This is a genomic window from Kitasatospora sp. NBC_01266 (assembly GCF_036242395.1).
In the GTDB taxonomy this organism is placed as follows: domain Bacteria; phylum Actinomycetota; class Actinomycetes; order Streptomycetales; family Streptomycetaceae; genus Kitasatospora.
This window is the reverse complement of sequence record NZ_CP108458.1, coordinates 560,200-585,182: the sequence shown is the minus strand read 5'-3', so window position 1 is coordinate 585,182 and position 24,983 is coordinate 560,200. Positions and strand designations below refer to the sequence as shown.

The window sequence follows — 24,983 nt, the reverse complement described above, 5'->3', positions numbered from 1 at the left end:
GACAACACCGGAGGTCCGGACAGGTGCCTAGAGTGGCCCCATGGACTATCGAACGCTGGGCAACAGCGGACTCCTCGTCTCCGTGGTCGGACTCGGCTGCAACAACTTCGGCGGACGTCTCGATGCGGCGCAGACGCTCGCGGTGGTCGACGCGGCACTCGACGCCGGGGTGACGCTCTTCGACACCGCCGACATGTACGGCGGCCTGGGCGGCTCCGAGACACTGCTCGGCCAGGCGCTGAAGGGGCGGCGGGACGAGGTCGTGCTGGCCACCAAGTTCGGCCATCAGGGGGCGGACCTGGGGTACGGGGCCGCGGCCGGGGCGAAGGGCGGCCGGGCCTACATCCGGCGCGCGGTCGAGGCGTCGCTGCGACGCCTGCAGACCGACCACATCGACCTCTACCAGCTGCACACCCCTGACCCGCGCACACCGATCGCCGAGACGCTCGCCGCGCTCAGCGAGCTGGTGCGCGAAGGCAAGGTGCGCTACATCGGGCACTCCAACTTCGCCGGCTGGCAGATCGCCGAGGCCGCGCACGTCGCCCGGGAGATCGGGGCCGTCCCGTTCGTCTCGGCCCAGAACGAATGGTCGCTGCTCGAACGCGGCGCGGAGCGGGAGGTGGTGCCCGCGGCGCTGCACTACGGCCTCGGTGTGCTGCCGTACTTCCCGCTCGCCAACGGCCTGCTGACCGGGAAGGTGCGCCGTGCCACGGGCGTGCCCGCGGGCTCGCGCCTGGCGTCGCGGCCCGAGCGGGTGACCGAGGCCGGCCTCGACACGGTCGAACGCCTCGCCGCCTGGGGCGAGGCGCACGGGCGGAGCGTCCTCGAGATCGGCGTGGGCGCGCTCGCCGCCCGGCCCGGCTGCGGCTCGGTCATCGCCGGGGCGAGCACCGCCGAGCAGGTGCGCGCCAACGCCGCCGCCGGGCAGTGGGTGCCGACCTCTGAGGAGCTGGCCGAGATCGACGCGCTCCTCGGCGCGGAGCCCGCCGCGGCCTGAGCGGCCGGGGGACTTCCCGTCCCCAAGGACGCGCCGTCCTTGGGGACGGGACCCCCGACGACCCCCGATGACTACGACGCGAGCTTCGCGGCGATCAGCTTCTTGGCGCTCTCCGGTTCGTCCTTCATCGTGAGTCCGTCCCAGTCGAGCCCGAGGGCTGTGATGGTCTTCCGTGCCTCTTCTGTCCGGACCGGGTCGGTGTCCTGTCCGTCCTTGGCCATCTCGTAGAGCGCGGAGGCGTACTCCTCGCGTTTGCTCGGCCCGGCCTTCTTCCAGAAAGCCAGGGTCTTGCCGAGCCGTACGAGAGCGGGGCGGGTGGGCTTGCCGTCGGCGTCGGGCTCGGCCGTCCGCTCCCAGCGCTTGGCGAAGTACTTCCACGCCTTGTACGAGGCAAGGCCCAGTCCCACGGCGGCAGCGGCGGCAGCGAGCGCCCAGCCGACCGGGGTCGCGAGCAGCACGCTCGCGCCGGCGGCGGTGCCCGCGGCGACGGCGATCGAGGTGACGAGAGCGGCGACGCTGCCCGCCGTTCCGAGCGCCCCGCCTGTCGCGGTGATGATCTTCTTGATCCGGCCGCGCTCGTTCTTCTGCACCGCGTATGCCTGGATCATGCGCAGCGAGATCTGCTGGGGTGCGCCCGCCCGATGCTGCTTGACCTCCTCGGCGGCCTCGCCGAGCCCGCGCTCCATGGCGACCCGGACGTCCTCCCGCTGCTTCTGTTTCGCCACGGCCGCGAGGAGGCCGGCGTTGGCCTCCTGGAGCTGCCGCTCCAACTCATGGACTTCCAGTAGCGACTGCTTGAGGGTGTCCAGGTCGGTTCCCAGGGGCCGGTCCATGGGCGAACGGCCCATCTCCTGCACGCGGGCCCGGTACGTCTCACTCTTCGACTCGAACAACTCGTCGATCGCGTAGACCAGTTCACGGCAAGCGGCGACCTCTTGGTTCGCGGCCGCCAACGCCTTCTTCGGCTGCTGATCCTCCGCGGACATCAGCGCGCGCAACGCCTTGACGCGCGCGTGCGCCTTGGCGGCCTTACGGGCGTACCGCCCCGTCTGCACCAGTGTCGCGGGCAGTCCGACCGCGCCGCCTGCCGAGAAGACGGCGTTGTACACCGGGGTTGCCTGTCCGGTGTAGCTCAACGCCCCGCCGGTCCCGTTGAGCAGGTTGCCCACCAGGCCGGCGGCGCTCTGGCCGACCTCCGCGCGGGCGCTGCCGAGTTCGCGGGACGCCTCCCGGTGCGGCGCGGTGCCCTGCGGATGCGCGTTCCTGTCACGCCGCGCGTTCCGCATCGCCCCGAGGCCGGTGGCGAGCGTGACCCCGGCCGCGATGCCTGAGCCGAAGGGGCCTGCCATGCCACCGGCATAGGAAGCGGGTGTGCTGAAGCTGGGGTCGGTGAACTGCGCCCCGACGGTCGTGGCGGTCGTCGCGGCGACGTTCTGGGCGGCGGTGTCGAGGGTGTCCTTGACCCGGCCCGTGGTGACCTCGGCGTCCTCGGTCTCCCGTTGAACGCCGACGGCTCCCGACCGTTGGAGTGCCAACGTCACGGCGGAGTTTCCCACGCTCCGCTGCAGCGCGAGGAGGTCGGCTCGCGCCGGGTGGCCAGCGGCCCCACGGGGAGCCGGTCCGGGGTTCCGGCGCGGAGCCGGTGCCTTCGCCTCCCGCTGCGACGGCTCGCTCCGCTCAGCATGTCTGTGCACACTGCCCTCCCAACGACGTTTGGCACGCCTCACAGGACAACGCTGCGATCCTTCACCGCGCGTTCTGCCGGGGCAAGGTCGACTGCCGCTGGCAGGGCTCAAGGTTTCGCTAAGGAGCGTGTACCCCGGTGCGGGGTCTCAGGTGAGCCGCAGCCGTCTCGCCCGTTGCCAGTTGGAACCGTTGACGTGCCATCACCGCCCTCCTATATTCCACTTCTGAGCATGAATGCTCAGAACACCCCAAGATCGCGCAGATATGAACGTCACGTTGCAGGTCATGCGCGGGCCCGTCCGGCACCGCGACCCGCCGGACGGGCCCGCGCCCGCCCGAAGAACCTGCGTGACACCGACTCATCTCGCCTGCCAGGAGGCCGCGTTGTCCGGATCCACCCCATCCCGTCGTACGCTCCTGCGCGGCGCGGCGGCCTTCGGCGCGCTACTGGTGGCGCCCGCGCTGCCGGTCTTCACGCCGCGCGCCGAGGCGTCCACCGCCTCGGCGAGCCCGGTGCCGCCCGGCGACGCCCTGAGTCTCTGGTACACCCAGCCGGGCGTCGAGTCGTCGATGATGGCAACGGCCCTGCCGGTCGGCAACGGCCGGCTCGGCGCGCTGCTCACCGGGGACACCGCCGAAGAGGCGTACTGCGTGACCGACGCGAGCTGCTGGGCCGGCGGGGCCAACGCCTCGCTCGGCTCCGACGGCCAGTTCCCCTATGACACCGACGACTTCGGTACTCAGCAGCTACTGGCCAAGGCCTACCTGCGGATACCCGGACACACCGGTTCGGCGATCACCGGCTACCAGCGGCAACTCGACCTGAGCAACGGACTGGTGTCGGCGACCTACCAGTTCGAGGGCATCGGCTACCGCCGGGACGTCTACGCCAGCCACCCCGACGACGTCATCGTCATCCACCTGACCCAGGGCGGCGGCGGAACCTACACCGGCAGCCTCGCCCTGACCGGCACCCGCTCGGAGACCACCACCACGGACGCCGCGTCGGTCACCGCCTCGTTCAGTGCCGGCCTGCCCAACGGACTGCGCTATGCCGCGGTGGTCCAGGCCCGCGGCACCGGCGGAACCGTCGGCGTGTCCGCGGGGGCCGTGACCTTCACCGGCTGCACCGAGGTGCTGCTGGTGATCAGCGGCGGCACCGACTACCGCGCGACGGCGCCGGGCTTCACGGACCCGGCCATCGTCCCGTCGACCGTCGCCGGCGCCCAGGCCGCGCGGGCCGTGGGCCTGGGCGCCGACGCGCTGCTGGGTGCCCACCTGGCCGACTACCAGGGCCTGCAGCAGGCGATGAGCGTCAACCTCGGCGTCTCGACGGCGGCCCAGCGGGCCCTGCCCACCGACCAGCGGCTGGCCGCCGCCCAGCTCCCCGGAGCCGCGCCCGACCCCGAACTGCACGCCGCCTATGTCCAGTTCGGTCGCTACCTGATGATCTGCGGCTCGCGAACCGGGCTGCCGATCAATCTGCAGGGGCCCTGGCAGGACTCCAACTCGCCCGACTGGATGAGCGACTACCACACCGACATCAACCTCCAGATGAACTACTGGCTGCCGGACCGCGCCGGACTGCCGTCCTGCTTCGAGGCGTTCGCGGACTACTGCGTCAACCAGCAGCCCCAGTGGGAACAGCACACCCAGGCCCTGTTCAACAGCCCGGACAACGGCTTCCGGAACTCCTCCGGCAAGATCGCCGGCTGGACCGTCGCCATCTCCACCAACGTCTTCGGCGGCCTGGGGTGGTGGTGGCACCCGGCGGGCAACGCCTGGCTCTGCAACGAACTCTTCGACCACTACCTGTACAACCAGGACGCCGGCTACCTGGCGAAGATCTATCCGCTGCTCAAGGGCGCCTGCCAGTTCTGGGAGGCCCGCCTGATCACGACCAGCTACACGGACGCCGCCGGCGTGACCCACACCGTGCTGGTCGACGACGCGGACTGGTCACCCGAGCACGGACCGACCGACGCGCTCGGCATCACCTACGCCCAGGAACTCGTCTGGCAACTGTTCGCGAACTACCTGGCGGCTGCGGCGCTCCTGAGCGAGGACGGCGACTACGCCCGGACCGTGCAGGGCCTGCAGAGCCGCCTCTACCTCCCGCAGGTCAGCGACACCACCGGCTGGCTCGAGGAGTGGATGACACCGGACAACCTCGACACCTCCGACCTCCAGCACCGCCATCTGTCGCCGCTGATCGGCCTGTTCCCCGGCGACCGGATCACCGCCGACGGCAGCGCGGCCGCGCTGCTGGCCGGTGCGACCAAGCTGCTCACCGCCCGGGGTATGACCAGCTACGGCTGGGGCGTCGCCTGGCGCTCGGCCTGCTGGGCCCGGCTGAAGAACGCGCCCAACGCCTACCAGTGCTTCGTCAACGGCCTGACCCCGTCGGTCAACGGGTCGACCGGGACGGCGGGGAACCTGCTGGACATCTACGGCGGCGACACGTTCCAGATCGACGCCAACCTGGGCCTGCCGTCCGCCGCCGTCGAGATGCTCGTGTACTCCCGTCCCGGCCTGCTCCAACTCCTGCCCGCGCTGCCCGCGGCGTGGTCCGCGTCGGGCAGCGTGACGGGGGTCGGCGTCCGGGGCGGGTTCACGGTGGACCTCACCTGGAGCGCCGGCCAGGTGACCTCCTTCACCCTGCACAACGTCGGCCCGGCCGGCGCGAGCACCGTCGTGCGGTCCGGTCCCTGGAGCAGGTCGGTCACGGTCGCCGCCGGGCGGTCCGCCACCTTCGACAGCTTCGTCCTGGTCAACCGGAACAGCGGCAAGGCCGTCGACGATCCCGCCGCCAGTAGCTCCGCCGGTACCGAACTGATCCAGTACACGCGCGACGGCGGCCGCAACCAGTGCTGGCAGTTCCAGCCGACCGGCTCGGGCGCCCACACCCTCGTCAACGCCGCTTCGGCGCTGGCGATGGACGTGAACGGCGGTGGTACCGCGCCCGGTACGCCCGTCATCCAGTGGACACCGACGGGCGCGACCAACCAGCAGTGGACACTCGCCGACGCCGGCGGCGGATACGTCAACCTGGTCAATGTGCGCAGCGGGCTGGTGCTGGGCGTGTCGGCGGCTCGCTCCAGGACCTGGCCGCCCTCGAACAGCAGACGGGTACCGGCGCGAGCGGCCAGCAGTGGCAGCTGATGCTCGGCTGAGGATCCACCCCGCGACGGTGCGGGGTGACGGCGGCGGTGGTGTGCGCTGTTGGCTGCCCTGGTCCGAGGAATCGCCGACAGTTCCGAGGCCTCCTCGCCGTGAGCCCGCAAGCGCCTGCGACACGTTGACCCGGGTATGGACGAACGCATCGATACCTTCCGCCCCGCAAGAACGACACGTTGGGCCGTGGCCGCGGCTTGCGTCGCGGCCGCGTCCCTGGCGGTGTTCGCCGTCGTGCGTCACTTCCACGGGGCGACCATGGTCGACATGCTCGTCTACCGGGGCGAGGGCGCCGCGGTCGTCCATGGCGAGGACCTGTACGCGATGCGGGTGTGGGACCTGCCGGCCACCTACCCGCCCTTCGCCGCGATGCTCTTCGTGCCGAGCACCTGGTTCGAGGTGAGCACGTTACGGGTTCTGGTGATGGTCCTCGGCCTCGCCCTGCTCGCCCTGGCCGTCCACCTCTCCCTCCGCCTGATCGAGTGGCCCCGCGCACGTCACCGCCCAGCCGCCGTCCTGTTCGCGACGGGCCTCGGCGTCTGGCTGGAGCCGGTGTACACCACCTTCCAGTACGGCCAGGTCAACCTCGGCATCCTCTGCCTGGTCCTGTGGGACCTGACCCGGCCGGACCGGAGCCGGTTCAAGGGCGTGGGCATCGGCCTGGCCACCGCCATCAAGATCACCCCAGGCCTGTTCGCCGTGTACCTGCTCCTCACCGGCCGGATCAGAGCCGCTCTGGTCTCAGCAGGCACATTCCTGACGGCCGGTCTGATCGGCTGGCTGGTGCTGCCCGACGCCTCCTTCGGCTTCTGGACCAGGTACCTCTGGGACCCGAGCCGGGTAGGCGTCACGGCCCTCATGGACAACCAGTCCCTGCGGGGCGCCGTCTGCCGACTCCTCGACGTCAGCGACCCGGGCCTGGTCGGGCTCGCCGCCTGCGCCGTCGTCGGGACGCTCGGCCTCGCGGTGGCCGTCCTGGCCGGGCGCTCCGCACGGCTGCTGCGCCGGGCCGATGCCTGGGGCGCCGTCTGCACCGCGTTCACCGCGCTGCTGATCTCGCCGATCAGCTGGACCCACCACTGGGTCTGGTGCATCCCTCTCATCGCGCTGCTGGCTGCGGAGGGCAGGAGCACAGCGCGCCGGGTGCTGCTCGGCATCACGCTGGCGGTGTTCCTCTCCCACGCCATGTGGATATCGCCCCACCGATGGGGACGCGGCGTCGCCTGGTACTGGCAACTACCCGGCTCGATCTACCCGCCCTTGGGCATCGCCGTTCTCGTCGCCGTGGGACTGCGCCTGTACCGCGGATGGCGTTCGGCCGGCAACGGGTCCGGAGCGGACCACGGCATCCCGGCCGGCCGGACCGGCCATGATGCCGCGCTGACGTGACCACTCAGGGTGGCGCGGTCGCCCCGCGATGCTTGATGTTGACGGCCGAGGCCCTGGCCAGTGCCACGGGGTTCAGGAAGCGCAGCGGACCGATCAGGCGGGATGCGAACAGGTGCGTGTGCCGGGCCATCGACTCATCGCGTGCCGCCGCCGAGAACATCAGCCGCTCCCCGGGGTTGAACGGACGGGCCGTGGCGAAGTCGGCGGCCAGGTACTGGTGACCGCGCAGCCGGCGCCGGTGCCTGCGTGCGTACACCGCGAGCGACCGATCGAGGTCGCCCTGACCGGTCGCGGCCGGGGCGACCGCCGCTGCCAACCACTGCGCGGACTGCAGGGCCCACCCGCAGCCCACTCCCCACAGCGGGTCGCCGGTCAGGGCGGCGTCGCCGATGAGCGCGACGCCCGGTGCGGTCGGCTTGCGGCTGAGAAGCGGGTAGTCGACAGTGCCGATGATCTTCGTGATGCGCTCGGCGGAGTCGATCGGCGGTGCCTCGGGCAGGGCGCGGACGAAGGCGACGAAGCTGCCCGCCAGGTCCTCCCGGAAGGCCGGCAACCGCTTCTTGTCCGGGAGCACCGCGATGACCGTCACCCCGTCGTCGTTGGGGAACGCGTACGCCATGTCGGGCTCGAGGAACCAGGTGTGACCGAGCCCGCCGTGCAGCGGCAGGTTGCGGAACTGCGCGAGATAGCCGAACCGCGCGTTCTCGTGCAGCCGAGCGGGCACCCCGGCGAACTTCGCCACGGCCGAGTCCTTGCCGTCGGCACCGACCACCAGGCGGGCCCGGATCTCGCGCTCGCCCTGCGGCGTCGACGCGCGCACCCCCAGGGTCCGCCCGGCTTCCCGGACCAGCCCGGTCACCTGGTGACCGAGCAGCAGATCGACGCCAGGAGTCTGCGCCGCACGGGACCTGATCATCGGGTCGAGGGTGCTGCGCCGGATGTTGTACCCGTACGGCAGCTCGGGGCCCGCCGGTGCCGCCCTCGGCTCGATCCATCCCCAGCGGGTGTACCAGCGGGCGTCGTTGCGGACGGCTCCCGCCTTCTCGAGAGCGGGTACGAGGCCGAGTTCGTCCAGCACCGGATAGGCGTTGGCCGTGAGGGAGTGGGTGCAGAGCACCTTGTACGCTTCGGGGTCCGAGCGGCGTTCCAGCAGTGCGACGCGGACGCCGCGTCGGGCGAGCAGGATCGCCGCGGCGCTGCCGGCGAGGCCGGCTCCGCTGATGACGACGTCGTAGTCGTATCCCGCGCTCTCAGGCCTGGTCATGTGCTGATCGCTCCCTTCGGGGTGTGCTGCCGTTCGGGGGAGTGGTGCAGTGCCAGTGGTGTCAGGAGCATGGGCAGTTGTCAAGAGTCGCGGATCGGGTGACGTGTGATCAGGTTCCGGTGGCCTCCTCCGTCGTGGATCTGCTGCCAGTGCGGCGGCCGGGAGCCGGCGGATCCCCGTCCGCCTCCGGGCCCCGATCGGCTGGTGTGACTCGGTCGCTGACGACCCGTAGGATGCGGAGCCGTGAAGATCATCCGACAACGACCGACCAGGGCGGCAGGTCTGCTGGCCGTTCTGGCGATCACCGCCGCCACCGTCATGAGCGGCCTGCCGGCCCAGGCCGACGGCGTACCCGGCGGGGCGCCCACCGCGAGCAGTACGACCCCGAACAGCACGACCCCGACGGGCGACCAGGCTCCGCGTGTCGACCTCATCCTCGATGTCAGCGGGTCCATGAGCACCACGGACATCAACGGGCAGAGCCGCATCTCGGTCGCCCAGCACTCCATCGACGAGGTCATCGACGCGCTGCCGCCGGAGGCCCAGTTCGGCATCCGCACGCTGGGCGCGACCTACCCGGTCAGCGACAAGACCGACGGCTGCAAGGACACCGAGGTGCTCTTCCCGGTCGGCAAGACCGACAAGGTGGAGGCCAAGACGGCGGTGGCCACCCTGCGCCCGACCGGCTGGACGCCGATCGGCCTGGCGCTGCGCGGTGCCGCGCAGGACCTCGGCACGGGACAGGCGACCCGCCGGGTGGTGCTGGTCACCGACGGCGAGGACGACTGCTCGCCGCCCGACCCGTGCGACGTCGCGCGTGAACTGGCCGCGCAGGGCACCCACCTGGTGATCGACACGCTCGGCCTGGCGCACGACGACCAGGTCAGCCAGCAACTGCTGTGCATCGCGAACGCGACCGGCGGCACCTACACCGACGTGCGCTCCCAGGAGCAACTCACCCAGCGGCTGCAGCAGTCGGTCACGAGATCGGACCAGACCTACGCCCAGAACCCCGCCCAGGTCGCCGGGGCCGACAGCTGCGCCAACGCTCCGCTGCTCACCCCCGGCGTCTACAGCGACCGGGAGAAGTTCTCCGAACACCGCTTCTACCGGGTCCCGGTGAAGTCCGGCCAGGAGTTGCGGGCCGCGGTCAGCGTCACTCCCGACCGCGCGGTTGCCCGGGACTACGGCGTGCTGCTGCAGGCCACCGACGCCGCCGGCCAGGAGCTGGTGCGCGGTACCGACGCCGGCAGCGGACGGACCGACGCCGCCTCCACCGGCCTGCGCTGGTCGGCGCCCGCCGCCGTCTCCGCCGCCCCGAGCGACCCCGCCGTCTCCGCCGCCCCGATCGACCCCGCCGGCGCCGCCGGCAGCGCGGACCAGGTCGTCTGCCTGGTCGTCAGCAACTCCTTCGCGCCGCAGGGGAACGTGCAGACCGACCCCGGACTGCCGCTGGAGCTGGTCGTGGACGTGACCAAGGCCTCCCCGGCCCCCGACGGCGTGGCGATGGGCCTGGGCCGAGGCTGGATCCTGCTGCTGGTGCTGACCGGCGCGGGTCTGGTCACCGGGCTGCTCGCCGGCTGGGTGGCGCGCTGGCGGATCGCCGTATGGCAGGAGAACTGACGATGCGACTCATCCGGATCCTCTGCGCGGCCCCGCTGACCCTGGGCCTGGCCGCGCTGCTCGCCCCGGCGGCCGCCGCCGACTCCCCGTCGCCGTCCCCGACGGCGACCGCGTCGGCGGGCGGTGCCGCGGCGGCGACCACGTTCGGCACCTCGTTCCTGACCGCCACCACGCTGGCACCGGCCCAGGACGCGGCTGTGACCGCCGCCACGGGTGACTACCTGTACTGGTCGTTCGCCGCCACCCAGGGGCAGACGGCCACCGTCCAGGTGACCGTGGCGCTGCCGCCCTCGGCCGACCGGCACGGCCCGCAGACCTGGGCGCTGGACCTGTTCGACGGCCTGCGCCGGCGGCAGGCCTGCACGGCCGGCCCGCAGGACGCCACCGTCGACCAGAACACCGGCTCGCTCACCATGAGTTGCACGCTGCGGCAGGTGCGCAGCTGGGCCGAGCCGTGGTCCGACGACCCGCTGCCCGGCACCTACTACGCACGGGTGTCGACCAGCGACGTCCAGCAGCAGGACCTCGGACTCGCCACCCAGGTGTCCGTGCACGTCGCCATGACGGGCGATGCGGACGACGCGCAGCCGCAGGGCGGCAGCCTGCGGGCGCCGCTGGTGCCCCCGGTGACCCCGGGTGCCACGGCCGGGCCGGACACCGGTGCGGTGCCGACGCCGGCCGCCTCGGCGAGCGCCGGCCCGCAGCCGGGCACCCTGCGTGCGGCGGCGCCGGTCAAGGCGGTGTCCCACTGGTACTCGGCGATGTTCTCCGGCTGGAACACCCGCTGGTACTGGACGCTGAGCGGCGGCGGCCTGGCGGCCCTGGCCGGCGTGGCCGGCTACCGGTTCACCCGGCATCCGCGCGGCTCGCGCTTCCTGCGTCCCGCACCGATGCCGCGACAGTCCCCGGCGCCGCCGTCGCGTCAGGAGAGCTTCCACTCCTGACCTCCCGCCGCCGACCCCTGTCCGGCACCGACTCCTGCCCGGCACCGCACCGTTGACCCCCGGCGTGCGGTGCCGGGCAGTGCCGTCGTTCCGGCGCACCGCGGTGATCCCGCCGAGCGGTCGTGGGCTACGATCGGGGCCCTTCGACCAGCGATCAGGAGCGCAGCGATGCGGGTGGACCGACTCCACGGGCCGTGCCGGTCCCGTCGCGGGGGCTGGCGGGCTGCGGTTCTGGCGGCGGCGCTGGCGGGGCCGCTGACCGGCTGCGGACCGAACACGGACGCCTACGTGGCTCTGCAGAACGCGATGAAGTCGCACATCACCACGCAGGACCACCGGCCGGTCGCCTCGGTGTCGTGCACCCCGCACGTCCACGACACCGAGCGCGGGCAGACCGCGCGCCTGCGCTGCCTGGTGGCCTTCACCGACGGGAGCTCGTACACGGCCGGCGCGGCCATCCGCAACGAGAACACCGGCGGGGCCCACAACCTGCCCGACTCGTACTCCTGGGACAGCCCGCCGCCACCGAACTGACGGGCCGTGACGCCCTGCGCCGGGCCCGCGTACTGCCGCAGTGGGGGCCTGCGCGTCAGCGCCGGCCCCCACCGCGTTCGCCTCGGGGTTCGCTTCGGGGTTCGCCGCCGGGTTCGCCTCGGCGGGCGAGCCGATGGCGTCAGCTCTGGGTGAAGCCCGTGAAGTCGGCCTCGCCGCTGGTGCCGTCGCTGTGCGAGGTGGTGAAGACGCCCACGTCCTGGCCGGCGGTCACGCCCGGGACGGTGACGGCCGCGATCTGGGTCCAGGTGGTGCCGTCAGTGGAGTAGGAGCCGGTGAAGACCGAGCCGGTGCGGACCAGCCGCAGCCAGGTCGGGTACGTCGCGGTGCCCGAACCCTGGTTGGAGGGTGCGCTGTTGCTGTCCAGCTGGCCGCTTCCGGTGGAGTCCCACTGCATGACGTAGCCCTTGCCCGGAGCTTCGGCGAGGACCAGGTAGCCAGGTGACGTACCGGCACCGGTGATGTCGTCGCGCACCATGATCCCCGCCTTGGCCCAGTCACTGGTGTAGGCCTGGGCGGTGAGTTCGACGGTGGTGACGGAGCCGTCGTGCTCCGCGCCGGGGCGGTAGACGGTGCTGTACTGGTCGGTGCTGCCCCACAGGTCGTCCCCGGCGCCGTCGACCGCGATCCGGTCGCCCTGCTGCCCGAAGACGGCGTCGGTGTCGGTGAAGGTCTTGAACGGCGCCTGCACCGGGGCGGGCACGGTCACGCTGTCGGCGGCGGCGAGCTGCTCCACCTGGCCGTGCCAGCGGGCCTCGGCGGTGCCGCCCACGCTCGCCTGGGTGATGGGGGCGCTGAGCGTGGCGGGCGCGGTGACCCGGAACTCGGCGAGGGCGACCTTGCCGGGGGCGACGTGGCCCGACCGGGTCGCGGTCAGCGGCGTGACGGTCCATCCGCTGGGGACGGACAGGCCCAGCCGCACGTCGTCGACGGGCTCGACGCCGTTGTTGGTGAAGGTGGAGAGCAGGTTCGCGGAGCTGCCGGCGGTGAAGGCGGCCGCGCTGGTGCCCAGGGTCAGCGCCGGTGCGTAGGCGCGGGCCTTCGTGGTGGGGGTGACCCGGTACATCACGGTCGCGTGGCCCGGGACGGAGGCACTGATGGTGCCGCCGCTGCTGGTGGTGGTGTGCGCCCACAGGTCACGCAGCAGGTAGCCCGCGGACTTGGGCAGGCCGACGGCGGCGGCCGTGGTGGAGATCGTGGCCCGGGTCGGGTTCTCGTTGAACAGGGTGACCGCGACGCTGCCGTCGGCGAGCGGCTTGGCCAGCACGTCGAGGCCGCCGGACAGCGTCACCGCCGTGCCCTGCCGGCCGAGCGGGTCCTGGTCCACGGCGATGACCTCGCGGTTGCCGTAGACGGAGAGGGTGTCGGCGCTCGCGGTGCGCAGGTCGGTGCCGGAGATGAGCGGTGCGGCCATCTCCGCCCACAGGGAGAACTCGCTGCGGTCCTCCGCCGAGGTCATCCCGTTGCCGACCTCCAGCATGTCGGGATCGTTCCAGGCGTCCGGCTTGGCGCCGGCGGCCAGCTGCACGTTCTGGTGGAAGTTGGAGAGCAGCGAGCCGAACGAGGCGTTGATGTCACCGGTGGTGCGCCACAGGTTGCCCACGCCCGGGCCCCAGCTGGCGACGTCGTCGGTGCCCCAGCTGCAGATGCTGTAGACGATCGGCCGACCGGTCGCGGCCAGTGCGTCGCGCATCGCGGTGTAGCGCTGCAGCCCGGGGATGCCCTGGTTGTTGCAGTTGTCGTACTTCAGGTAGTCGACACCCCAGGACGCGAAGGTGGCCGCGTCCTGCTTCTCGTGGCCCAGGCTGCCGGGGTAGCCGGCGCAGGTCAGGGTGCCGGCGCTCTCGTAGATGCCGAGCTTGAGGCCCTTGCTGTGCACGTAGTCGGCGACGCCCTTGATGCCGTCGGGGAACTTGACCGGGTCCGGGACGAGGTTCCCGGCGGCGTCGCGGCTGTGCGTCAGCCAGCAGTCGTCGATGTTGACGTACTGGTAGCCGGCCGCCTTGAGGCCGGAGGAGACGATCTTGTCCGCGGTCTGCTCCACGAGCTGTGCGCTGACGTTGCAGCCGAAGGCGTTCCAGTCGTTCCAGCCCATCGGCGGGGTGAGCGCCAGCTGGTTGTCGAGTGCGGCGGCCGGGGTGGCGGCGACCGGCAGAACGGCCAGGGAGGCCGCGGCTAACGCGGTCGCGGTCAGGATGGGCCAGGTCTTGCGCATGGGTACTCCGGATTCCGTGGATGGGGGAGTTCGGGGAGCGATGCCTGCGCAGGCATTACAGCGAAGCAGAATCCAACATCAACGGTCAATATCAAACGCAGGATAAATCAGAAATCAACACCATCGCGCTGGTGGAACCGGTGGAACCGGTGGACGAGTACGGGGACGAGGCCGCGCGGGGTCGCACGGGGCCGCACGGGGCCGCGCCTCAGCTGCGCCCGGCGCCGAAGGCCGGCGTCACCGGGTCGCTGTCACCGGGTCGCTGTCACCGGGTCGGTGTCACCGGGGCGGTGGTGTCCCGTCCAGTACGGCGCGGGCCGCGGCGAGTTCCTCGCGGGCCGCCCGCTCCACCGCCTCCAGGTAGCTGAACGCGTCCGCGCCGACCGGCACCCGCAGGGGACCGGGCGGGTCCGCGGCGACCAGCCGCAGGACCGCGTCGGCGAAGTCCTCGGGTCGCCCGAGGTCGGGGTTGTCCGCCATGCCGCGGAAGGCGGGCAGCAGTTCGCCGGTCGACCGCTGGTACGCCGGCAGCCGGTGCGCCGCCTGTGCGAGGGAGCTCCCGTAGCCGGTGGCGAATCCGCCGGGCTCCACCACGGTGACCCTGATGCCGTGCTCGGCGACCTCGCCGGCCAGCGCCTGGCTCATCCCCTCCAGCGCGAACTTCCCGGTGACGTAAGCGGCCAGGCCCGGAAAGGCCATCCGCCCGGCCAGCGAGGAGACGTTGACGATGTGCCCGGACCGCTGTGCCCGCATCAGCGGCAGCACCAGCCGCACCAAGCGCCACGGCGCCAGCAGCAGGACCTCCAACTGCTCGCGCAGTTCGGCGTCGCCGACCTCCTCCACCGCCCCGAACAGTCCGCTGCCCGCGTTGTTGACCAGCACGTCGATGCCGCCCAGCCGGTCGGCGGCGGTGCGCACGGCCTGCTCGCACTGGTCGGCGTCGCACACGTCCAGCGCGATCGGGACGATCCGCTCGGGCCAGGCCCGGACCAGCCCCTCAAGGTCGCCCGGCCGGCGGGCGGTGGCCGCCACCCGGTCGCCGGCCCCGGCAGCCGCGGTGGCCAGGGCGCGCCCCAGCCCCGAGGAACATCCCGTCACCAGCCACCGACGCACCGCCCCACCCCTCCGACCGCCGAGTGCCCGGTCCGCCAAGAGCCCCACCGTGCTTCACGAATCCCCGCCGCGTGGCAGCCCGAAACGCACCGACGGCCCGAACGGGCCCTGCGGGAAGAGTGGTTCGGGTGGTTCGGGCGGGTCCGCAGCGCGCGGCCGGCGCCGGTCCCGCAGTTCTGCCAGAGTCCCCACGTGCCGCGTGGGGACCCTGGACCGGCTCCGAAGCCGGTCCAGGGTCCCAACTCCGGTACCCCCGTACCCTGGTAGGCCTCGAACCCGTCGCACGGAGAGCGAGACCGGCGAGACCGGGAGCCAACTTCCCCACGCCGGCCGGTCGATCTCCCCGAGCATCCGTCGGCGGCCCCCCGCCTCGGTCAGCCGAGCGAGTCCACCAGTTCGGCGATCGCCGTCAGCGGCTGGTGGGCGGCGAGTTCGGCGGCCAGTTCGGCGGCGTTGGTACGGTAGCTCGGGTCGGCCAGGACCCGGTCGACGGCCTCGCGCAGCTCCGGTTCGCCCGGGCGTCCGGTGCGCAGGTCGACGCCGACGCCGCGCCAGGCCACCCGGGCGGCCACCTCGGGCTTGTCCTCGCTGCCGCCGGCGACCACCAGCGGCACCCCGAAAGCCAGCGCGGTGTGGACGCCGCCATAGCCGCCGTTGCTGATCAGCAGGTCGGCGTGCGGCAGAAGCCGGTCGAACGGCAGGTAGCCGGCGGCCCGGACGTTGTCCGGCAAGCCGCCGCCGAGCGCCTCGGCGAGCAGCTCGGGCCCGTCCGGTCGGGCGGTGGCGGCGACCACCAGCAGGTCGGGGTGGTCGGCGAGCGCCCGCACCGCGGGGACCAGCAACTCGGTCGGGTCGTCGTTGGCCAGGGTGCCCTGGGTGACCACCGCGACCGACCGGCCCGCCGTCAGCTCCGGCCACCACAGTGGCAGTTCCGCCTCGTCCCGGCTCTGCAGTGGCAGCGCGCCGATGTACCGCAGTGAGGCCGGCGCGTCGCTGCGCGGGTACTCGAACCCCGGGACGGTCAGCTGCAGGTAGTGGTCGGGCCCGGTCACGGCGGCGTTCGCCCTTGGCCCCGGCGGCAGTTCGGCCCCGACGCCGGCGAAGACCTCGGCCGCGTACTGCCGCAGCGGCTCGCCGCGCTGCGCCGCCTCGGCGTTCAACTCGCGGTTGCGGGCCCGCCCTTCCGGTCCTGCCTGCGGCGGCAGGGCGAGCCCGAAGGGTGCGGTGTCGACGCTCTGCAGCATCGGCGGGGCCACCCCGATGCCCACCACGGCCGGCCGCTCGCCGCGCGGGTGGGCCAGCGCCAGGGCCACCGCACCGTGGAAGAAGCAGTCGCCGAGCACGGCCGTGGCCGGGAACTCGGCCAGCAGCGCGCGCAGCGCCCGGTACTGCGCGGGCACCGGATCGATGAAGATGTGCCGGGCGTCGAAGGCCAGCCGCTGCGGCCCGGGCGGCAGCTCGGCCCGGCCCGGGAAGTAGTCGTTGATCCGGCGGTCGTCGAAGTCCGCCTCCGCCGGCAGGGCGACGAATCGCGCCCCGGTCTTTTCGGCGGCCGCGGCGAACCGCGCCCCGCCGAGGAAGGCCACCTGGTGCCCGCGTGCCACCAGGTCGGCGGTGATCGCCAGCAGCGGCGCGGTGTGCCCGTGCGCGGGCATGGCGGCGGTGATGATTCTGGACATGTGGAACCCCCCATAGGTTCGTCGGCCGGTCCGTGCGCACCCCGTGGTCGTTCCTGCGCACCCGGCCCGCAGCGCAGGTTAGCCCACCAGTGCCGCGTCCGCCCGCCAGGCGCGCGCCGCCGCCGCCGCTTGCACAGCCGACGCGGCCCCGGTGTCAGAGCGTCAGCGTGCCCCAGCCCTGGGTGATCTGCTCGCGCAGGGTGCCCTCATCCGCCGGCGCGTGGTTCGGCCCCTGGTGGGAGGTCAGGAGCTCGACCAGGGCCGAGCCGTCCGCGGGGCGCCCCGCCGGATCGACGCTCAGCGCCTGCGTGATGGCGGCCGCGAGAGCCGGGTCGAGCGCCTGCAGCGCCATCAGCGCGGCCGGCTCGGGGCCGGTGTCCACGATCCGGCGGATCACCGCGCCCGTATTGGTCGCCGCGAACGGACTGCTGCCGTGCGCCGCACATATCACGCAGCACGCCCAGGCCCAGATGTCGGCAGCCGTGCCGACGCGCTCGTCGCCGAACTGTTCCGGCGCCATGTATGTCAGGGTCCCCGGTCCGCCGCCGGTTCGGGTGAGCCTGGTGCCGTCCACGATCGCCGCGATGCCGAAGTCGAGCAGGCGCGGTCCGGCGCTGGTCAGCATGATGTTGGCGGGTTTGAGGTCACGGTGGACCAGGCCGAGCCGGTGCACCCCGGAGAGCGCGACCGCCAGTGCCAGCGCCAGGGCGCGCAGCGCCTCGGGCGAGCGGATCGGCCCCCGCTCGCGCAGATGGACGTCGAGGGGACGGCCGTCCAGCAACTCCATGGCCAGGTAAGGCCGCCCGGCGTCCAAGCCGGCGTCGAGCACCCTGGCGGTGTAGGCGCCGGAGACCATCGCCAGCACCTCCGCCTCACGCTCGAAACGGTGCAACAGTTCTTCGTGGTCCAGGAGTTCGGGGTTGATGGTCTTCAACGCCACCTGGGTTGCCGCGCCCTCCCGCCGGGCGAGGTACACCGTACCCATCCCGCCGCTGCCGATCCGCCCGAGCAGCTGGTACCCGCCGATCGTCCGTGGCTCGTTCGGATGCAGCTGCTGGTACGTGACCTGCGGCACGGCACCGGCACCCCGATCGACCTGCGTCGGCACGTGCGCGACGGGCCGCGCGGGCGGAGCGGACGGCATGGGCGGCACGTACGGGAGGGGTGGACCGAATGAGCCGGACGGACCGGACGGACCGAACGAGCCGGGCTGCGCGGACGAGCCGGGCTGCTCGGACGGGAGCGGCGGCGCGGTGGTGGCGCCGTCGGCGGACCGGAACCTCAAGGCGGCCACGAGGGCGACGACTTGGAACACCAGGCCGGCCACGACCAGCCCGACCGGTGCGAACACGCCGAGTGCCAGCCGAAGGGCGAACAGACCGGCCAGCCGGCCCGCGACCGGGGGCGACGCCCAAGTCCCGGCAGGCGTGGCTGCGGTCAGCAGCCTGCGCTGTGTCAGGAACCAGAGCAGCAGCCAGACCACCAGTGCCGAGATCGCGGCAAGGTGGAACCGGGTCTGCGCTTCCGGTTGGGTGATGTGCAGCTCCGCAGCCAGATGGAGCGGGCGTCCCGTGGCGATCGACAGCTTCAACAGGTCGAAGCCGTCCACGTAGTCGGTGTTCAGCAGCAGCGCCAGGCCGACAGCGCCGCCGAGCTCCACCACCAGCTCCCCGCAGACCGCCGCCCAAGGCCAGGCCGACGCCGCAGCCACACCTCGGGCCGCCAAGGCCCGCTGGCGCACGCTCCGTTGAACACGCAACAGCAGTGGCAGCGACGCCAGCCGCAGCACCAGAGCCAGCCCGAGCACGGCCAGGATGCCTGTGCCCAGATGTATCCACAGGTAGTCCGTCACACTTCCCCCGCGCTTCCCCTGAGCACCCCGTCGGTCGAGCTTGAAGGATATCGACCCGAGTGAGCGGGATGGCGCTTTCATGTTCTTGGGGGCATGAGGGCTTGACGACACGTCAGGGCGTGCTGGGGCCGGCCGTCACTCTCGCACTGGTCGCTCCCGCTACTGCCGGCAGTGGATCGCCGAGCACGCCGAGCGGTTCCAGCGGCGCTGACCTGTTTCAGCGGAACGCGGCGATATTGCGGGCGGCCCAGTCGGCGAACGGGCGCGGGGCGCGGCCGAGGATCCGCTGGACGTCCGGGCTGACGCGCAGTTCGGCCGGGTTCGGGGAACCGAGGATGGTCAGGGTGTCCTCGGCGAGCTCCGCCGGCATGCTCCGGGCCATGGCGGCCTTGGCCTCGTCGCGGGTGAGGTCGTGGAACCGCACTGGCGAGCCCAGCGCGGCGGCGATGGCCTGCGCCTGCTGGCGCGGCGTGATCACCTGCGGGCCGGTCAGCTCGTACACGCCGCCGGTGTGCCGGTCGTCCAGCAGGCAGGCCGCCGCGACCTCGGCGATGTCCGCCGGGTCGACGATCGGCACCCCGACGTCGCCGAAGGGCGCGGCGACGACCCGCCGCGCGCGGATGGACTCGGCCCACCACAGGGCGTTGGAGGCGAAGCCGCCCGGCCGCAGGATGGCCCACTCCAGACCGGACTCCCGCAGCACGTCCTCCAGCGCGCGCATCGCGATCCGCGTCGCGCCGAAGGGCCTGGTCGCCACGCCCTGCGTGGAGAGCAGGACGACCCGGCGGACCCCGCCGGCCGCGGCTTGGCCGATGATGTCGGCCGGGCTGGCTCCGGCGGCGTGCAGGTCGCCGGAGAGCAGCAGGAACAGCGCTTTCGCCCCGGTCAGCGCGGGCTCAAGGCCGGCCGGCTCGGCCAGGTCGGCCGCCACGTGGCGGACGCCGTCCGGCACCGCCGCCGCGTGCCGTGACACCGCCGTCACCAACTGGCCCGCCTCGGCCAACGCCCGCGTCAACGGCCGGCCCACATTCCCGGTAGCCCCGGTCACCACGATCATGTACAGCTCCTTCTTCGATGTCCGCTGTGGCCTTCACGCTAGGAGCCGGGCTAACTCTTGGTAAGGACATACCTCGAGGTAAGCTCATCACATGGCGGGAAGCGCGCAGCACACACGGGCCGAGGCCGAGACGCGGTATGACGTGTTTCACACCGACTGCCCCGCGCGCGATGTGGTCGACCACGTGACCAGCAGGTGGGGCATCTGGGTGTTGATCTCCTTGCGGAGCAACGACCTCCGGTTCTACGAGCTGCGCGAGAGCATCCAGGGCATCAGCGAGAAGATGCTCGCCCAGACCCTGCGCGCGCTGGTCCAGGACAGCCTGGTCTGGCGGGAGGTCGAGCCGACGACCCCGCCCCAGGTCACCTACGGGCTGACCGAGTTCGGCCGGGACGTCGGCGAGCCACTGGCGGAGCTGTTCGACCGGATCACCCGGCGGCTGCCGCCGCGCAACGCGGGATAGCGTGGTAGCGGCCGACCACGAAAAGCGCATCCAGCGAAGGTGCCCGTCCTGGTCAGCCCCATCGCGAGCTGGAGGATCCCGGCCGCGGGGACAGGTCCACGCCGTGGCTGTCCCCGGCCCTGCACGATCACTTGACCAGCCCGCCTACCTTGGCCGACGACAGGGTCCCACCCGCCGGTCACCTGCGCGCGCGGCGCGCCCACCGCACCGGGCGCCACGGCCGCGAGGACTGGGACAACTGGTGGAAGACCGTGCTGTCCGCCCCCGAACTCGCCCCCCTCGCCCAAGCCCGCTCCCGTTCCCCGATCGCGGACCGCACCTTCACCGAGCCCCACGACCTGACGACCGCCGAGCAGATCCGCCTCCTGCACGAAGCCGGTTTCACCACCGCCACCACCGTCTGGCAATGCGGCGACGACAGCATCCTGGTCGCCATCCGCTGACCCCGGCAGCCGCAATCCCGGTCCACGCCGAAACCCGCCCTTCGGCCCGCCCGGACCTCTCCGTCACCGCGACGGGAAGTCCGAACGGTACCCAGCAGCTGCTCCGCCCACCGTCTGCGGCCCGTGACCAGCCACGGACGGGTTCAGACCCAAGCTCTACCGAGGCGGGGTCCGGCGGTGGAGCCGGCGCAGTCCAAGGCTGCCGCCGACCAGAAAGAGGCCGAAGATGGTGAACATCCCATCCTCCCGGACGAATTCGGCCCGCCAGCGGTCGTACTGGTCGCGCGGGACGTCGGTCCACGCGGAGTCGTTGAGGTCCTGCACCGAGACCTGGTAGCTCGGGCCGGGCAGCGTGCGTGCGCTGCCCTTCGCGCCGCCGACCACGAACCCGCCGACCACCACACCCAGGCAGAGCACGGCGGCCACACCGAGGCCGATCCTCACCCGCCTGCCCGGGAACATGGCACGCCAGATCTCCTTCTCCACGGCGCGCCGCGCGGCCCGCTCCGTCTTGCTCCGCCGGGCCGGGCTCACGCCCGTGACCAGCGCGAGGGACCCGATGAGCCAGACCCAGCACGGTATGAGTATCGCCCCCGCGATGTGTGACAGGTCGTCATGCCCGAGCAACACCCGGTTCGAGGGCCAGGAGACCAGGCTGTCGCCCGCCGCGACGAGCAGCAGTACGGCACCGGCCGCCCCGGCGGCCACGTCGATCGCGGCACAGATGCGGGAGCCGGTACGCCACTGGGCGAGCCGCGCCAGGGTGGTGGTCGTTCGGAACGGGTCGGGGAGCGCGGTGTTCTCGGATATCGGCACACCTGGAGGCTATCCCCAGCGCCACCCCCGCTGGACGGTTCCACGGCTCCGTCCATGCGGGTGGTAGGCGAGCACCAGCCGCTGATCGTGGCGATGGGCGGCGCGGTGGGCGCCGCACCGGGGGAGTGGGAGGCGAGGCCGGAGCCGAGCCATCCCAGGGCGCGTGGCCGGGCAGCACGGGAACAGGCGGGTGGTGGGAACGCGGGGCCGCAGGGCCGCTCCGGGCCGCGCCGCGTCGCACCGGGTGGACCTCGCTGCGGTTGCCGCACAGGACGGCCTCCTGTCGGGGCAAGGCGGCCGGCCCCGAAGCACTCCATGGCCCGTCCGGAACCGCACTTCGACGCGAAGTGTGATCAGAACATGGACCGCTGGGACCGCTACGGGGCATGCCGACGCCGACTCCCGCTAAATCGGTCGGCGTTGTCGCGGGGTGATGTCTACGCTGGCGGCATGGCCCATGCGAAGACCTCGTACGTCTGCCTGCCCTGTCGGGCCTCGTACAAGCAGCCCTACGACAGGGATCGGCAGCGGATCTGCCCGCGCTGCTCGGGGAAGTTGACCCACGTGGGGTCGGCGTTCGCCGCGCCCCGGCGACGGGACACCGCAGGCTGGCGGACTCTCTCCGTCCTCGTGAACGCGGGCGTGGGTTTCCACAAGACCTGCTGCGACGGCGGCCCCGGATACCGCCCCCGCACACTGCACGAGGTGCGCGAGCGGATGACCTACGCACGGCGTACCGGCGAGCCCTTCGCCAAGGCCCTGGTCCGACCGGTGCTCTGATGGGGAGCCAGGGCCTGACCCGCCTCGTCGCGCCGCCAGCCCGACCTGTTGACGCCGACGGCGACTGGACCGCCGCCGAGACCGCGCTCGGGGTGCGGGTACCCGAGGACTACAGGCCGGCCAGCCGAGAGGACGTGTAGGACCAGGGACCAGGGCGACGCCCAGGCCGCTGACCAGGACCGCGAGGAGTACACACGATGCATCGTGACGATCAGTCAGCGAACAGGCCGACCGGGCTCTCGCCGACACGGAGTGCCGAGATCACCCGGGTCATCGACCGCGTCACACGGTGGGCCACGGAGCGCGAAGACGTCGTCGGTCTGCTCCTGGTCGGATCATGCGCCCGCAACGCCGCGCGCCCCGACTCCGACATCGACTTCGTCCTGCTCACCACGGATCAGGCCCGGTACTGCGACGACTCGTTGGTCAAGGAGCTCGGTCCGGGGGAACTGATCCGCATCCGGTCGTGGGGGCCGATCACCGAACGACGCTACTCCACGGCCTCGGGCCTGGAAGTCGAGATCGGTATCGGCTCTCCCACCTGGGCGGAGACAGACCCCGTCGATCCTGGGACACACCGTGTCGTCACCGACGGCGCCCGCGTGCTGCACGACCCGGTGGGCATCCTGACCGGCCTCCTCGCCGCGTGCCGTCCCACTTGGCACTGAGCCGGATCGGTGGGCGGCGCCGCCGTCAGACCGGCTTCCGCACCGCGCTCCTGGTCACGTTGAGGTGACGGCGTGACGGCAGATCAGCGGTGGAGCCCGTCCTGACCGCACACGACGTCCGGATCCGCGTCCGGGCACAGGACGGTCGAGGCGCCCAGCGCCTCCACGTCGAGACTCAACCGGTCGGGCGGCGCCGCGCTCGAGACGTCCGGCGATACCGTCAACGTGATGATCATCGGGCGGTCTTGATCCTGAAGCGCCCAGCTGCCGGTCACGTCGATCGTCCTGCCCGGCGGCAGGGAGTGGTCCAGTGCGGCCGTGGCGTGCCGGAGTGTGAAGTGCCCGTCGGCTCCCAGCTCGAGGTGGCCCGGCCCGGCCACCTCGTGCCAGCTGCCCGCCAGTTGGTCTGCGCTGGCCCATCCGACCATGTCCGCATCCTGCTCGTCGTAGGCGCCACAGCCCCACCAGGTACCCCCGACCAGTGCCAGCGCTCCCAGCGCGAGGGCCGCGGCGCGCTGCCGGCCAGGGCGGCGCCGGGCGCGGGCGGCGACGACCACGGACACGGCCATGGCTTCGATCGGCCAGAAGAACGCCAGCAGGATGCTCAGATCAGTCAGGAACAGCAGCTCGCCGGGCGAGCAGGGCAGGGCTCGAGGCCGCCGCACGGCCAGCAGGATTCCGACGACGCCGATCGCGATCCCCCACAGGGCGGCGGCCAAGAAGTAGTGGTCATAGGGACGCTGCTCCGGGAAAGGGCCCGGAGCCCGGAGCCTGTCCAGGCCGATCAGCGCGATGGCCAGTACCCCCAGTGCCGCGACGATGGCCAGCAGCACCGCAGTCGGCCCGAATCGTCGCTGCACCTGCCGCACCGCACCGGCGCCCCAGACAGGCGGATCCGTCACTCTTCCAGCCATCTTCGCCCACCCGATTCTGAACGCGTTCAAAACTCGTGCCAGACTCTACCCCCATCACTTCCCTCCGAGGCGGTCGCCTCGGCACCTGGACCGACAGCCCAACCGGAGCCGCGGGCGTCCACGGACCGCTGACATGGAACCCGCTGGTTGGTGACGAAGCGTCGCCAATACAGTCGGCCCATGTGCACCTACGCCTTCGCCCACTACAAGCTGCACTACGCGTGCGTGCCGTGCCGGATCAGCTTCAAACGGCATCCTGACGACGCCGGCCACACATGCCCGCGCTGCGCCGGGCTCCTGCTGTGTGCCGGTCACGACTTCGCGGCACCCCGCCGCAGCAACCGGAAGGCATGGTCGGTCGTCGCGGCAGTCCTCAACGCCGGGCTGCGCTACGAGGGCTTCGAGCCGTGCGGGTGCGGGCGCGCTCCGAAGTTCCGCCCCCGCACCCGCGCCCAGCTGCGCGCCCGCCGCATCGCGGCCTCCCGCAGTGGTACCCCGCTCGCTGAGGTGCTCGGCCGGACCGATTGAGCCCGCCGACCCTGACCCGGCCTTTCACGAACTTCCGGTCAGAACTGTGAAACTGGCTCTGCCCGTGGTTCCGTCAAGACGCTGGTCAGCCCCCGCTGCGCTGCGGGATAGCGTGGACCAGTGACACAGCTTGTCTTGGCTGCCCGAACCTTCGTGAACTTCCGCCACCACGACTTCTCGGAGCCCAGCGCGCACGGCTACCGCTGGGTGGATGTGCGGTCATTCGGGATCCCGCGAGGCGCCCAGGACGGCGAGTTGCTGACGGCACTGGTCGCCCACGAGCAGTTTCGCGACGACTACGCGGGTGGCGGCGTCGATCCGGGTGGGATCCGCCACGGTCCCTACTGGCTCAGGCATGTCACCGCGCACGCCTACCGCGAGGTCGGCAAGGCCGAAGCGCTGTCCACGATTCGCGACTGGGTCGACCAGTACGGGCCGGTCCCTGAATCCCTGGAGGAGGCGCTCGCCTCGCAGGTATTCGATGCTGTCGACTCGGCCACCAGCTGCTACCGGCTACGGGATCTGGGGAGCCGGGCGTTCCATGACTGGGGCGGTGTGCACGCCGACTTCCACGAGTACGTCGCCGTGGACCGGGAACGTGCACTGGTGAAGCTCGTTGTCGCAGCCGACGACTGAGCCTGTACCGATCGTCGCAACCCGAAGGGAAGCCCGAAGGAAGCCCGAAGGAAGCCCGAAGGAAGGCTGACTGACGGACAGCTCCGGAGGTCTGACGCTCCGCCGCACCTCAGCGGGGACTGAGAGTGAGAAGGTCTTCGGTCCGGCAACGAGGCCGCAGGTCCAGGACGTGGACGCTTGAATTGGCGGA

At 72.1% G+C, this 24,983-nt stretch carries 21 protein-coding genes; 12 read left to right on the top strand and 9 right to left on the bottom strand.

What is annotated here, in order from left to right; translation table 11 throughout:
- Positions 1-40 precede the first annotated feature (40 nt).
- Positions 41-997: an aldo/keto reductase gene (locus tag OG403_RS02620; RefSeq protein ID WP_329561058.1), complete on the top strand. Its 957-nt coding sequence runs from the start codon at positions 41-43 to the stop codon at positions 995-997.
- Between the two features lie 71 nt (positions 998-1,068).
- Here OG403_RS02620 and OG403_RS02615 read toward each other — a convergent pair whose 3' ends face one another.
- Entirely contained in the window at positions 1,069-2,538 is a 1,470-nt protein-coding gene (locus tag OG403_RS02615) for a hypothetical protein (RefSeq protein ID WP_329561057.1), read from the bottom strand.
- Between the two features lie 529 nt (positions 2,539-3,067).
- On the opposite strand from OG403_RS02615, the gene OG403_RS02610 reads away from it, so the two are divergent.
- Positions 3,068-5,845 (top strand): glycosyl hydrolase family 95 catalytic domain-containing protein, encoded by a 2,778-nt coding sequence (locus OG403_RS02610; protein WP_329561056.1) that lies wholly within the window; start codon positions 3,068-3,070, stop codon positions 5,843-5,845.
- Between the two features lie 246 nt (positions 5,846-6,091).
- Positions 6,092-7,246 carry a glycosyltransferase 87 family protein gene (locus tag OG403_RS02605; protein ID WP_329561055.1) on the top strand — a complete coding sequence of 385 codons (1,155 nt, stop codon included), beginning with the start codon at positions 6,092-6,094 and terminating at the stop codon, positions 7,244-7,246.
- Positions 7,247-7,250: 4 nt separating this feature from the next.
- On the opposite strand, the gene OG403_RS02600 is transcribed toward OG403_RS02605, so the two are convergent.
- The gene (locus tag OG403_RS02600; RefSeq protein ID WP_329561054.1) at positions 7,251-8,510 is read right to left on the bottom strand and encodes an NAD(P)/FAD-dependent oxidoreductase; all 1,260 of its coding nucleotides are present in this window, start codon (positions 8,508-8,510) and stop codon (positions 7,251-7,253) included.
- 243 nt (positions 8,511-8,753) lie between these two features.
- Here OG403_RS02600 and OG403_RS02595 point away from each other — a divergent pair, with 243 nt between their 5' ends.
- The 3 genes from OG403_RS02595 to OG403_RS02585 all read left to right on the top strand — a co-directional run bounded on the left by OG403_RS02595 (position 8,754) and on the right by OG403_RS02585 (position 11,611).
- Positions 8,754-10,133, top strand: coding sequence for a VWA domain-containing protein (locus OG403_RS02595; protein ID WP_329561053.1), 1,380 nt, complete (start codon positions 8,754-8,756; stop codon positions 10,131-10,133).
- A gap of 2 nt (positions 10,134-10,135) precedes the next feature.
- A complete protein-coding gene (locus tag OG403_RS02590) occupies positions 10,136-11,077 on the top strand; it encodes a peptidase (protein WP_329561050.1) in 942 nt (313 codons plus the stop codon).
- Between the two features lie 288 nt (positions 11,078-11,365).
- On the top strand, positions 11,366-11,611 hold the full coding sequence (locus OG403_RS02585; protein ID WP_329561049.1) for a hypothetical protein: 246 nt from the start codon (positions 11,366-11,368) through the stop codon (positions 11,609-11,611).
- A gap of 139 nt (positions 11,612-11,750) precedes the next feature.
- Here OG403_RS02585 and OG403_RS36635 read toward each other — a convergent pair whose 3' ends face one another.
- From OG403_RS36635 to OG403_RS02555, 5 genes are all read right to left on the bottom strand, one after another.
- Positions 11,751-13,844 (bottom strand): NEW3 domain-containing protein, encoded by a 2,094-nt coding sequence (locus OG403_RS36635; protein ID WP_442910852.1) that lies wholly within the window; start codon positions 13,842-13,844, stop codon positions 11,751-11,753.
- A gap of 279 nt (positions 13,845-14,123) precedes the next feature.
- A complete protein-coding gene (locus OG403_RS02570; RefSeq protein WP_329561048.1) occupies positions 14,124-14,957 on the bottom strand; it encodes an SDR family oxidoreductase in 834 nt (277 codons plus the stop codon).
- A gap of 374 nt (positions 14,958-15,331) precedes the next feature.
- Positions 15,332-16,636 carry a nucleotide disphospho-sugar-binding domain-containing protein gene (locus tag OG403_RS02565; RefSeq protein WP_329561046.1) on the bottom strand — a complete coding sequence of 435 codons (1,305 nt, stop codon included), beginning with the start codon at positions 16,634-16,636 and terminating at the stop codon, positions 15,332-15,334.
- Positions 16,637-16,790: 154 nt separating this feature from the next.
- Positions 16,791-18,488: a serine/threonine-protein kinase gene (locus tag OG403_RS02560; protein ID WP_329561044.1), complete on the bottom strand. Its 1,698-nt coding sequence runs from the start codon at positions 18,486-18,488 to the stop codon at positions 16,791-16,793.
- 217 nt (positions 18,489-18,705) lie between these two features.
- Positions 18,706-19,545: an SDR family oxidoreductase gene (locus tag OG403_RS02555; protein ID WP_329561042.1), complete on the bottom strand. Its 840-nt coding sequence runs from the start codon at positions 19,543-19,545 to the stop codon at positions 18,706-18,708.
- A gap of 91 nt (positions 19,546-19,636) precedes the next feature.
- Between OG403_RS02555 and OG403_RS02550 the strand changes: the two genes are divergently transcribed.
- The gene (locus OG403_RS02550; RefSeq protein WP_329561040.1) at positions 19,637-20,008 is read left to right on the top strand and encodes a winged helix-turn-helix transcriptional regulator; all 372 of its coding nucleotides are present in this window, start codon (positions 19,637-19,639) and stop codon (positions 20,006-20,008) included.
- A 149-nt stretch (positions 20,009-20,157) separates the two neighbouring features.
- Positions 20,158-20,451: a hypothetical protein gene (locus tag OG403_RS02545; RefSeq protein ID WP_329561038.1), complete on the top strand. Its 294-nt coding sequence runs from the start codon at positions 20,158-20,160 to the stop codon at positions 20,449-20,451.
- 156 nt (positions 20,452-20,607) lie between these two features.
- Here the strand turns inward: OG403_RS02545 and OG403_RS02540 are convergent, their stop codons facing one another.
- Positions 20,608-21,267 (bottom strand): hypothetical protein, encoded by a 660-nt coding sequence (locus tag OG403_RS02540; protein ID WP_329561036.1) that lies wholly within the window; start codon positions 21,265-21,267, stop codon positions 20,608-20,610.
- A 450-nt stretch (positions 21,268-21,717) separates the two neighbouring features.
- Here OG403_RS02540 and OG403_RS02535 point away from each other — a divergent pair, with 450 nt between their 5' ends.
- Both OG403_RS02535 and OG403_RS02530 read left to right on the top strand, forming a co-directional pair.
- Complete coding sequence (locus OG403_RS02535; protein WP_329561034.1) at positions 21,718-22,047, top strand: deoxyxylulose-5-phosphate synthase; 330 nt, start codon at positions 21,718-21,720, stop codon at positions 22,045-22,047.
- A 197-nt stretch (positions 22,048-22,244) separates the two neighbouring features.
- Positions 22,245-22,715, top strand: coding sequence for a nucleotidyltransferase domain-containing protein (locus OG403_RS02530; RefSeq protein ID WP_329561033.1), 471 nt, complete (start codon positions 22,245-22,247; stop codon positions 22,713-22,715).
- Between the two features lie 83 nt (positions 22,716-22,798).
- On the opposite strand, the gene OG403_RS02525 is transcribed toward OG403_RS02530, so the two are convergent.
- Positions 22,799-23,617, bottom strand: a complete 819-nt coding sequence (locus OG403_RS02525) for a hypothetical protein (RefSeq protein ID WP_329561032.1) — start codon at positions 23,615-23,617, stop codon at positions 22,799-22,801.
- Positions 23,618-23,809: 192 nt separating this feature from the next.
- On the opposite strand from OG403_RS02525, the gene OG403_RS02520 reads away from it, so the two are divergent.
- Positions 23,810-24,157 (top strand): hypothetical protein, encoded by a 348-nt coding sequence (locus OG403_RS02520; RefSeq protein ID WP_329561030.1) that lies wholly within the window; start codon positions 23,810-23,812, stop codon positions 24,155-24,157.
- A 135-nt stretch (positions 24,158-24,292) separates the two neighbouring features.
- On the top strand, positions 24,293-24,793 hold the full coding sequence (locus OG403_RS02515; RefSeq protein WP_329561028.1) for a hypothetical protein: 501 nt from the start codon (positions 24,293-24,295) through the stop codon (positions 24,791-24,793).
- The last annotated feature ends 190 nt before the right edge of the window (positions 24,794-24,983 follow it).

Bases quoted from the DNA above. Each gene is read 5' to 3' on its own strand.
- OG403_RS02620 (WP_329561058.1), top strand. From the start codon at position 41: ATGGACTATCGAACGCTGGGCAACAGCGGACTCCTCGTCTCCGTGGTC.
- OG403_RS02600 (WP_329561054.1), bottom strand. From the start codon at position 8,510: ATGACCAGGCCTGAGAGCGCGGGATACGACTACGACGTCGTCATCAGC.
- OG403_RS02590 (WP_329561050.1), top strand. From the start codon at position 10,136: ATGCGACTCATCCGGATCCTCTGCGCGGCCCCGCTGACCCTGGGCCTG.
- OG403_RS36635 (WP_442910852.1), bottom strand. From the start codon at position 13,844: ATGCGCAAGACCTGGCCCATCCTGACCGCGACCGCGTTAGCCGCGGCC.
- OG403_RS02565 (WP_329561046.1), bottom strand. From the start codon at position 16,636: ATGTCCAGAATCATCACCGCCGCCATGCCCGCGCACGGGCACACCGCG.
- OG403_RS02555 (WP_329561042.1), bottom strand. From the start codon at position 19,545: ATGATCGTGGTGACCGGGGCTACCGGGAATGTGGGCCGGCCGTTGACG.
- OG403_RS02550 (WP_329561040.1), top strand. From the start codon at position 19,637: ATGGCGGGAAGCGCGCAGCACACACGGGCCGAGGCCGAGACGCGGTAT.
- OG403_RS02535 (WP_329561034.1), top strand. From the start codon at position 21,718: ATGGCCCATGCGAAGACCTCGTACGTCTGCCTGCCCTGTCGGGCCTCG.
- OG403_RS02530 (WP_329561033.1), top strand. From the start codon at position 22,245: ATGCATCGTGACGATCAGTCAGCGAACAGGCCGACCGGGCTCTCGCCG.
- OG403_RS02520 (WP_329561030.1), top strand. From the start codon at position 23,810: ATGTGCACCTACGCCTTCGCCCACTACAAGCTGCACTACGCGTGCGTG.